This is a genomic window from Acinetobacter sp. UBA6571 (genome assembly GCF_002434085.1).
Taxonomy (GTDB): domain Bacteria; phylum Pseudomonadota; class Gammaproteobacteria; order Pseudomonadales; family Moraxellaceae; genus Acinetobacter; species Acinetobacter radioresistens.
On the sequence record NZ_DJJJ01000056.1, the window covers coordinates 1 to 8,685 of the forward strand.

An 8,685-nucleotide genomic window follows, 5' to 3' on the forward strand; every position below is an offset into this window, starting at 1 on the left:
TTTTTTTGGATCTGATAAAACCCGCAAGCGTACAATAACCCTATCGCGTTAGGCATTTTTACTGACCTGCGAACCAAGACGTTCAAAAGTATTTGCAACCTCTTGCGCAGTATAAAACTCTGTGCCTTCATTTAGCAGATTAGCTGTCATATTTGCTAATCCGTTTAATCCTTTTTCTATACTTTCATCTCTTGCCGAACCTGCATTAAAGGTGAGTTGTATATCTATGATAGGTAAATCTTGTGATTCGACGAACAGACTACGGACCTTATAGCGATTTGTCAGATCATGTACATAAGGTGCCTGATATTCCTGCTTCTTAGAAATGCTGCGTAAGCTTTGTAAGGTAGAAAGAGAATATAGTTTACTATTATCCTGCTCAAAGTCAGCTTCCTGTAAATTGACTTCAGCAATTGCCGACAAACTTAGAGAAAGGCTGGCCATTAATAAAGGCATACGTAGATGAATCATAGCAATCCTTTCTTTATTTTGAATCTTGAGGAAGCGGAGATAAATAAAGCGTACTCAGATTTTCACGGACAAAATAGGCATTTGCAACTCGCTGTATATCTTGTGGCGTCACTGTTTCATAGTGCTGTGGCAGTTTATCCAGTAAGCGATAACTTAAGCCATTAATCTCCAGATTCCCGATCATTTTAGCTTGCCCAGCGATATCATCTTGACTGTAAATTAAACTAGATACGAATTGTGTAATTACACGTTCCAGTTCATTGGAATTCACCGCCTCAGTTTTGAGCTGATCCAGTTCTTTCTGTATGGCTTCTTGTGCCTCTTGGAAACTGACTCCATCTGCAGGTAAGGCTGTAATATTAAAAAGAGTATCTCCGCGGTTATAAGGATCATAACTTGCACTGACAGCAGTCAGTATTTTTTTATCCCTTACCAGCCGGTTCTGTAAACGTGAAGAAATACTGCCATCAAGTAGGGACTGAATAATGGTAAGGGCATAGGCATCCTGAGGATTTTTGGCAGTTTTTAATGAACGGACATTCCAAGCCATATACAGGTTATTAATTTGGACCGGAAGAGAAAGCTCCATATGTCGATAACCTGGGCGGTCAAATTCGATGACATCATTACGTTCTGGTGTTTTACGTGCAGGAATTGACCCAAAATATTTTTCTACCTGCTTTAAAGTTGCTTCCACATTTACATCGCCCACTATAATTAAAATAGCATTGTTAGGGGTATACCAGTTGTGATACCAGTTCTTCAGGTCATTTAACTGAATATTCTGCAGATTTTTCATATAGCCAATTACGGGCTGGCGATAATGACTTGTAGGATAGGTAATCCATTTAAATCGTTCAAAAGCCAAAGTTCGTGGATTATCATCAGTACGTAACCGGCGCTCTTCCATGATGACTTTAATTTCTGGCTCAAAGTCTTCCTGTTTAAGCACCAGGTTAGTCATACGGTCAGCTTCAAGTTCCAGTGCGAGTGGTAAATAGCTTTTCGGATAAAGCTGATAATAGTTGGTATAATTGGTAAAGGTTGAGGCATTAACACTACCGCCATAAATGCGGCTTAAACGGGTAAACTCATTATGAGGTACTTTGGTTGTTCCCTTAAACATCATATGTTCTAAAGCATGTGATATACCTAGCAGATTACCAGACTCATCACTACTGCCGACCCCATACCAGATTTGGGTCATTACTACAGGTGAACGATGGTCCTCTCGAATAATAACTTTTAAACCGTTGCTTAATGAGGTTTCTACAGTTGTTCTGGAAAGTTCAGTCGTGGTTTGAGCCTGTAGGGTTGTAGATATCACCACTGTACCAGCCATAATGCTTAAAGATATAAAAAGAAAAGGAGAGATAGATTTAAGATGTTTTTTGAACTGTCGTGTAACTTGAGACACTATTATTTCCGGTCAAGTATGTATAATTTTGTTCTATTGTTCAAAAAACAGGGCTTTAACGCAAGCCATAGTTGTTGAGTTTTGGTTGAGACTTAGCCTAAGCATCATGCGCGGTCAGGAATCTATGCTAAACTCTTTCTTTTTTAACGCGATGCTTTTCAAGGAATCGGCATGCAACAGCAATCTAATGTGCAAAATAAATTCTTGATTGATTCTGATATCGGGGATGACGATGTCACTTTACCTAGCTTACCTGCTGTTGACGTTCCCATTATTGATACTCCAAAACAAGAACAACCTGTCACTGCCAGTATTCAGAGTGTAGAGGCAGATGAAGAGAAATCTAAAGGCAGTTTTTTTAGCCGGATGAAACAGGGGCTGACTAAAACCCGTAAGAACTTGGCAGATGGAATGGTCAATATCCTGATCGGGGGTAAGGAAATTGATGATGAGTTGCTTGAAGAGGTTGAAGAGCAATTACTGGTTGCCGATATTGGTGTAGAAGCAACCAAGACAATTATTAATAATTTGACTGAGCGGACTGCTCGGGGTGATTTGATTTACTCACATTCACTTTATAAAGCTTTACAAGAAGAACTGGTTGCCTTGCTTGCGCCGCGTGTTAAACCCTTACATATTGACCCGAATAAAAATCCTTATGTGATTTTAGTGGTAGGTGTAAATGGTGTAGGTAAAACCACCACGATTGGTAAGCTGGCTAAGCGCTTACAGGGAGAAGGCAAGAAAGTTATGCTGGCTGCGGGCGATACTTTCCGTGCGGCTGCAACTGAACAGTTGCAAATCTGGGGGGAGCGTAATGATGTTCAGGTGGTTGCGCAGGGACACGGTGCCGATAGTGCATCAGTTATTTTTGATGCTTTCGAAAGTGCTCGTGCTAAAGGAATTGATGTGCTAATCGCCGATACTGCAGGACGTTTGCACAATAAAAGTAATTTGATGGAAGAGCTTAAAAAAGTTAAGCGTGTTATGCAGAAAATTGATGCGACAGCTCCACATGAAATTATGCTGGTTGTTGATGCTGGTACAGGCCAGAATGCTATTAATCAGGTGCAAATGTTTGATGAAGCTGTTGGTTTAACCGGTTTAACTATTACCAAACTTGATGGTACTGCTAAAGGTGGTGTGCTGTTTAATATTGCAAGTCGTACTCATGTACCAATCCGATTTATCGGGGTAGGCGAAAAAATTGATGACTTGCGTCCATTCTCTGCCAAAGCTTTTGTTGCTGCTTTATTTGAAACTGATAAGTGATCTGGCTTATATCTTAAAGAACTCCGCTAAATGCGGAGTTCTTCATTTTTTAAAGTATAAAATAATAAATCTGCTTTATTTTAGAGTCAGAAATAAAGAAATTTAAGAAATTTTTAAAGTATTGTTCCAAAAATAAAACACTATGTTATTGATTTAAGGCTGACGTTATTCCCGGATTCTTATAAACTGATTTTAACAAACAACAGATTATCTGTCTTTAAAGTACAGAAAGGACTAAAATTATGTCATTTATGAATCACGTTAAAAATCGTCGTACAATTTATGCAATTGGTAATAATGTCAACGTAAACCAGGCAAAAATCGAAGAAACAATTCGTGAGGCAATCAAGCACAGTCCATCTTCATTCAACTCACAGTCTTCCCGTGCTGCGATTCTGTTTGGCGAATCTCATACCAAATTCTGGGAAATTGTACGCGAGACTTTACGTAAAATCGTACCGGCTGAAGCATTTGCAGCAACTGACGGGAAAATCAGCAGTTTTGCAGCAGGTTATGGCACAGTTTTATTTTATGAAGATCAGGATGTAGTTAAAGGCTTGCAGGAACAATTTGCCGCCTATGCAGATAATTTTCCAGTGTGGTCAGAACATTCTACTGCAATTGCGCAGTTTGCTGTCTGGACGGCTTTATCTGAACAGGGTATTGGAGCTTCACTACAGCATTATAATCCAATTGTAGATGAAGAAGTCGCCCAAACTTTTGGTATTCCGGCAAGCTGGAAATTACGCGCTCAACTGGTATTTGGTTCAATTGAGGCTCCGGCAGGTGAAAAAACTTTTATGGATGACGCAGCACGCTTTAAGACATTTAACTAAACTTTCTAAAATTGAAAAAGAGTACCTGTAGGTACTCTTTTTTTATTTTAAACATATAGATCATTCTTAATAAATTAAAAGAAAAACTTAGCATTTAATAATTTAATCAAAATTAAAATCTAAGGTTCAAGATGTCATAAAATAGTCATAAATGCATAGCATAGTGCAGCTAGAATTTAGATATAACATGTAGAGTACCTATTATGCTTTCAAGGTTGTTCATTGCAGCTTTAATATTTTCACTAGGAAATGTCGCATATGCTGCAGTAACTATTGCAGCGCCAGAAGTTATTGATGTATTGGCAGTAAATGATCAGGAAGTAAAAAATAACTTTCTACGTTCACAAGAAAGTACGTATGAAATTGATGCAGGCAAGGCAAGTTTAAGCATACGCTATAGGCAGTTCTTTCAACATTTAAATGGCGAACATGACATTCTGAAATCAGGTGTGGTAACCGTTCAGACACCAGATCTAAAAGATGGTGAAACTTATACTTTGGCATTGGTAAATCCACCCCAGTCTTTTGAAGCAGCAAAAATATATGCAGCTCAGCCAACAGTGGCTTTATATAACAGCAAAAATGAACTGGTCGTGCAACAGACCGGTGCAAATACTGAAGCTAAACCTTGGTTAGGTAGCGGTTTGCTAGGACGCAGTTTTGATTTGACCCAAAAGCAGATAAAGCCATCAGTTCATCAGCCTGAGCCTACTTATACTGCTTCAATTGTAGATACAGTAAAAACTGCTATGACCAGTAGAAACACTCAAACAGATCAGCAGTTAATTGAACTCTGGAAAAAAGCTTCTAAAGCAGAGCGGCAAAGTTTTATGAATTGGATAGCCGAACAGGCGCAATAAAAAAGACCTCAAGATGAGGCCTTTTTAAAATAAGAATTTACTACTGAAGCAGCCAGATATAATAGCCTAGTAGCATAAGGGGCCAAGCGATAACTGGGCTAAACAACCATTTCCATAACCAAAAACGGGGCACAAACCCTACGCCATAAATAAATCCCCCTGAAATTCCTAACATAATCAGCATGATCATACGATGGTTATACTGACCATGCTGATCCAGCATAAGTGCAGGATGGATCAGCATAATGGCTGCAAGTGGCAATGCCAACAGGAAAGAAACAGCCATAATCAAACGATGAACGGTAAGCCTCATTGATGTTGTCATTACTACAGCCATGCTATTACTCCTCATCCAGATTTTGATGATGTTCGATATAGAGCGCGCTGAGCACACCTGCAAAACAGGCCATCAAGATTCCTAAAATCCACGCGAAATACCACATAAGCATTCTCCTGATAAAACTTAGTACAAGCTGTGTGAATTGGCTTTGATGTGTTTGTTGGTAATCACGCCCCACATTTTGTAATAACACCAGGTGGTGTAACACAAAATAATTGGAACAAAAATACAGGCTGCAACAGTCATTACAGTGAGTGTATTTTTACTTGATACTGCATCCCACATGGTCAAGCTAGCGACAGGGTTGATGCTTGAAGGCATAAGGAATGGGAACAACGCAAAACCAGCTGTTAAAATGGCACCAATCACCATGAAGGATGTGCCCAGGAAGCTTAAACCAGCTTTGGCTTTCGCAGCAGCTACAATCACAATCAGGCTTCCCAAGATTGCCATGATCGGTGCCATCATGGTGATTGGATAAATTGAGTAGTTATTCATCCAGCCATGGTTGCCATTGGTAATCACTTCTTTGGCAAGAGGGTTTGCTACAGCGTTAGTGTCAAATGGTTGAGCTAAAGTATAGCCTTCAATATTACCGAAATATAACCATGCTCCAGCGCCCAAGAAGCAGACTAAGAATACTACGCCCATCAATTGAGTTGCTTTAGCAGAGCGTGCATGCAAGTCGCCATCAGTACGAAGCATTAACCAGGCACCGCCATGCGCACTTAGCATAGATAAGCTGACGATACCGCAAACTAGTGCAAATGGGTTAAGTAGGGCAAAGAAGCTACCAGTATAAGTTGAACGTACGGTTTCATCTAAAGTAAATGGTACGCCCAGGAACATATTACCGAAGGCAACACCGAAAACTAAAGCAGGAACTGCACCACCAACAGCTAGACCCCAGTCCCAAGAGTTACGCCATTTTTTATTCTCAAGTTTAGAGCGGTAGTCAAAACCAACAGGTCTTAAGAAAAGAGCGAACAGTACGAGTAATAATGCCCAGTACATGCCCGAGAAGGCTGTTGCATATACCATTGGCCATGCAGCAAAGAGTGCACCGCCAGCTGTAATGAACCAGACCTGATTGCCGTCCCAGTGAGGAGCAATGGTATTGATTGCTGCACGACGTTCTTCATCATTTTTACCTACAAATGGCATAATTGCCATGGAGCCCATATCAAAGCCATCGGTGAGCGCAAAGCCAATCAGCAGCACACCAACCAAAACCCACCAGATTATTTTGAGGAGTTCGTATTCAATCATGATTGGGCCTCTCCAGATACGTGTTGTGGAAGAACAATATCATCTTGCTCGGCATTTGATTTTTCAAAATGGTATTTGCCAGTATGTAAAGAACTTGGGCCTAAGCGAGCAAATTTAATCATCAAGTACATTTCGATAATTAAAAGTACGGTATAGAATGCTGCAAGTGCCAGGATTGAACCCCAAATGTCTCCAGTGCTTAAGCTTGAAGCAGAGAGGTGTGTAGGTAGAACTTCACCAATTGTCCACGGTTGGCGGCCACCTTCAGCCACATACCAGCCAGTTTGTGTAGCAATCCAAGGCAGTGGCAGGCCGTAAAGAGCAAATTTAAGCAACCAAGGTTTGTTTTCTGCATTGCGTTTAGCCACTGCATAAGTTGCAAGAATAAATAGAAGTAGCATGAGGAAACCTGATGCAACCATGGCACGGAACGAGAAGAACAGGGCAGTAACGTTGGGAATTGTATCCTTGGTTGCTGCTTTGATGTGCTCTTCAGAAGCATCTACAATATTGGGTGAATATTTTTTCAGAAGCAGTCCGTAACCCAAGTCTTTCTGGTTTTCTGTAAATGAAGCCATGAGTTCTGGAGAACGGTCACCTGCACGAAGTTTTTCAAGTTCAGCATATGCAGTCATACCATTACGGATACGAAGCTCATGTTGAACCATGAGATCCTTCAGACCTGTTACTTCTTTATCAAGAGAACGTGTTGCAATAATACCCATCACATATGGAATTTTGATGGCATAGTCAGTACGCTCTTCTTCCTGATTTGGAATACCAAATAGTGTAAATGGAGCAGGTGCCGGATGAGTTTCCCATTCTGCTTCAATTGCAGCTAATTTGGTTTTTTGTACATCGCCAAGTTCATAACCTGACTCATCGCCAAGCAGAATCACTGAAAGTGTAGAGGCTAGACCAAAGATTGCAGCAATGGCGAAAGAGCGCCGTGCAAAAGGCAGATCACGTTTTTTGAGCAAGTAGTAGCTTGAGATGGCTAAAACGAAAACCGCACCAGTCACATAACCTGACGATACGGTATGAACAAACTTAACCTGGGCTACAGGGTTGAAAATTAGTGCGCCGAAATCAACCAGCTCCATACGCATGGTTTCAAAGTTGAACGCTGCGCCTACCGGGTTCTGCATCCAGCCATTGGCGACTAAAATCCAAAGTGCCGACATGTTGGAACCGAGCGCCACCAGCCAGGTCACGCTCAAATGCTGAACTTTGGAAAGTCGGTCCCAGCCGAAGAAAAACAGACCGATAAACGTCGATTCAAGGAAAAATGCCATCAGACCTTCAATAGCAAGTGGCGCACCAAAAATATCACCGACATAATGTGAATAGTACGCCCAGTTTGTACCAAACTGGAACTCCATGGTTAAGCCTGTCGTTACACCTAAGGCAAAGTTAATACCAAAAAGTTTTCCCCAGAATTTGGTCATATCCTTATAAATTTCTTTGCCAGAAATCACATAGGTGGTTTCCATAATGGCAAGAATAAAAGCTAAACCAAGAGTAAGAGGTACAAATATAAAGTGATACAACGCGGTCATGGCAAACTGAAACCGCGAGAGATCGACCACGCTTTCTGAAATCATCAACGTGTCTCCTTAAATTGAGAGGGAGTACCGGCAATATGCTCGGCAACTTGAGTGTCAAAGTTCTTGGGAATTGTTGGAGAATCGAACCAGATATTCTTAATAGTAATTAAAATTACAATCTTGATTATTAAAATAAGTGTAATTTCTCTAACTATACGCTGGTTAAAATTTTTGGGAGTTAAGCTCATGGAAATAAGCCTATTTAAATACCTGTCTATATTATTAACCAAATAAAAACAAAAAATAAATACTTAAAACAGTTAAAATAAAAATATATTATTAAATAATTATAAATCAATAATTTGAAAATAAAAAAATAATTTTTTATTTAATAAAAATAAAGTTTACTAAAATGGTTAGATTAAGAATTTTATAATTCCGACTAATTTAGTTTAATTAATAATTAAATCAGATTAAAACAGTTGTATTTATAAATTAAAGTAGATTAAAAAACTTGGGATTAAAAATAAAATTTATTAATTATTTAGTTTGGATTAACAGTATCCTGTAAGTAAGGAAGTCAAAACTAATAAATAACCAATATACTAGATATGTGTAAGTCAACACTTATACAAAAGCTACTGGTATATCCGGCAGAGTAAAACTTGAAGTG

10 protein-coding genes are annotated in these 8,685 nt (G+C 39.6%); 3 read left to right on the top strand and 7 right to left on the bottom strand.

Annotated features, from left to right (window positions below):
* Positions 1–48: 48 nt before the first annotated feature.
* Complete coding sequence (locus tag B3X18_RS10660) at positions 49–471, bottom strand: hypothetical protein (protein ID WP_286935567.1); 423 nt, start codon at positions 469–471, stop codon at positions 49–51.
* 13 nt (positions 472–484) lie between these two features.
* A complete protein-coding gene (locus tag B3X18_RS10665; RefSeq protein ID WP_016801307.1) occupies positions 485–1,813 on the bottom strand; it encodes a M16 family metallopeptidase in 1,329 nt (442 codons plus the stop codon).
* Between the two features lie 246 nt (positions 1,814–2,059).
* On the opposite strand from B3X18_RS10665, the gene ftsY reads away from it, so the two are divergent.
* The 3 genes from ftsY (at position 2,060) to B3X18_RS10680 (ending at position 4,856) form a co-directional block, all read left to right on the top strand.
* Positions 2,060–3,160 (top strand): signal recognition particle-docking protein FtsY, encoded by a 1,101-nt coding sequence (ftsY, locus tag B3X18_RS10670; protein WP_005026067.1) that lies wholly within the window; start codon positions 2,060–2,062, stop codon positions 3,158–3,160.
* Between the two features lie 242 nt (positions 3,161–3,402).
* Entirely contained in the window at positions 3,403–3,996 is a 594-nt protein-coding gene (locus B3X18_RS10675) for a nitroreductase family protein (protein ID WP_005026066.1), read from the top strand.
* 203 nt (positions 3,997–4,199) lie between these two features.
* Positions 4,200–4,856: a DUF2057 family protein gene (locus B3X18_RS10680; protein ID WP_005026064.1), complete on the top strand. Its 657-nt coding sequence runs from the start codon at positions 4,200–4,202 to the stop codon at positions 4,854–4,856.
* Between the two features lie 40 nt (positions 4,857–4,896).
* On the opposite strand, the gene B3X18_RS10685 is transcribed toward B3X18_RS10680, so the two are convergent.
* Genes B3X18_RS10685 through cydP form a run of 5 tightly spaced genes read right to left on the bottom strand, consistent with a single transcriptional unit; the run spans position 4,897 to position 8,260 of the window.
* Positions 4,897–5,193: a cyd operon YbgE family protein gene (locus tag B3X18_RS10685; RefSeq protein WP_005020161.1), complete on the bottom strand. Its 297-nt coding sequence runs from the start codon at positions 5,191–5,193 to the stop codon at positions 4,897–4,899.
* A 4-nt stretch (positions 5,194–5,197) separates the two neighbouring features.
* Positions 5,198–5,299 (bottom strand): cytochrome bd-I oxidase subunit CydX, encoded by a 102-nt coding sequence (cydX, locus tag B3X18_RS10690; protein WP_000270276.1) that lies wholly within the window; start codon positions 5,297–5,299, stop codon positions 5,198–5,200.
* A gap of 20 nt (positions 5,300–5,319) precedes the next feature.
* Entirely contained in the window at positions 5,320–6,465 is a 1,146-nt protein-coding gene (gene cydB / locus B3X18_RS10695; protein WP_005026061.1) for a cytochrome d ubiquinol oxidase subunit II, read from the bottom strand.
* Positions 6,462–8,069 carry a cytochrome ubiquinol oxidase subunit I gene (locus B3X18_RS10700; protein ID WP_005026052.1) on the bottom strand — a complete coding sequence of 536 codons (1,608 nt, stop codon included), beginning with the start codon at positions 8,067–8,069 and terminating at the stop codon, positions 6,462–6,464. The genes cydB and B3X18_RS10700 overlap by 4 nt, the downstream gene beginning before the upstream one ends.
* Positions 8,069–8,260, bottom strand: a complete 192-nt coding sequence (cydP, locus tag B3X18_RS10705; protein ID WP_005026050.1) for a cytochrome oxidase putative small subunit CydP — start codon at positions 8,258–8,260, stop codon at positions 8,069–8,071. The genes B3X18_RS10700 and cydP overlap by 1 nt, the downstream gene beginning before the upstream one ends.
* Between the last annotated feature and the right edge of the window lie 425 nt (positions 8,261–8,685).

What these genes read in the sequence shown, in the direction of transcription:
- cydX (WP_000270276.1), bottom strand. Translation starts at nt 5,299, where the DNA reads ATGTGGTATTTCGCGTGGATTTTAGGAATCTTGATGGCCTGTTTTGCA.
- B3X18_RS10680 (WP_005026064.1), top strand. Translation starts at nt 4,200, where the DNA reads ATGCTTTCAAGGTTGTTCATTGCAGCTTTAATATTTTCACTAGGAAAT.
- B3X18_RS10660 (WP_286935567.1), bottom strand. Translation starts at nt 471, where the DNA reads ATGATTCATCTACGTATGCCTTTATTAATGGCCAGCCTTTCTCTAAGT.
- B3X18_RS10700 (WP_005026052.1), bottom strand. Translation starts at nt 8,069, where the DNA reads ATGATTTCAGAAAGCGTGGTCGATCTCTCGCGGTTTCAGTTTGCCATG.
- ftsY (WP_005026067.1), top strand. Translation starts at nt 2,060, where the DNA reads ATGCAACAGCAATCTAATGTGCAAAATAAATTCTTGATTGATTCTGAT.
- cydB (WP_005026061.1), bottom strand. Translation starts at nt 6,465, where the DNA reads ATGATTGAATACGAACTCCTCAAAATAATCTGGTGGGTTTTGGTTGGT.
- B3X18_RS10685 (WP_005020161.1), bottom strand. Translation starts at nt 5,193, where the DNA reads ATGGCTGTAGTAATGACAACATCAATGAGGCTTACCGTTCATCGTTTG.
- B3X18_RS10675 (WP_005026066.1), top strand. Translation starts at nt 3,403, where the DNA reads ATGTCATTTATGAATCACGTTAAAAATCGTCGTACAATTTATGCAATT.
- B3X18_RS10665 (WP_016801307.1), bottom strand. Translation starts at nt 1,813, where the DNA reads ATGGCTGGTACAGTGGTGATATCTACAACCCTACAGGCTCAAACCACG.
- cydP (WP_005026050.1), bottom strand. Translation starts at nt 8,260, where the DNA reads ATGAGCTTAACTCCCAAAAATTTTAACCAGCGTATAGTTAGAGAAATT.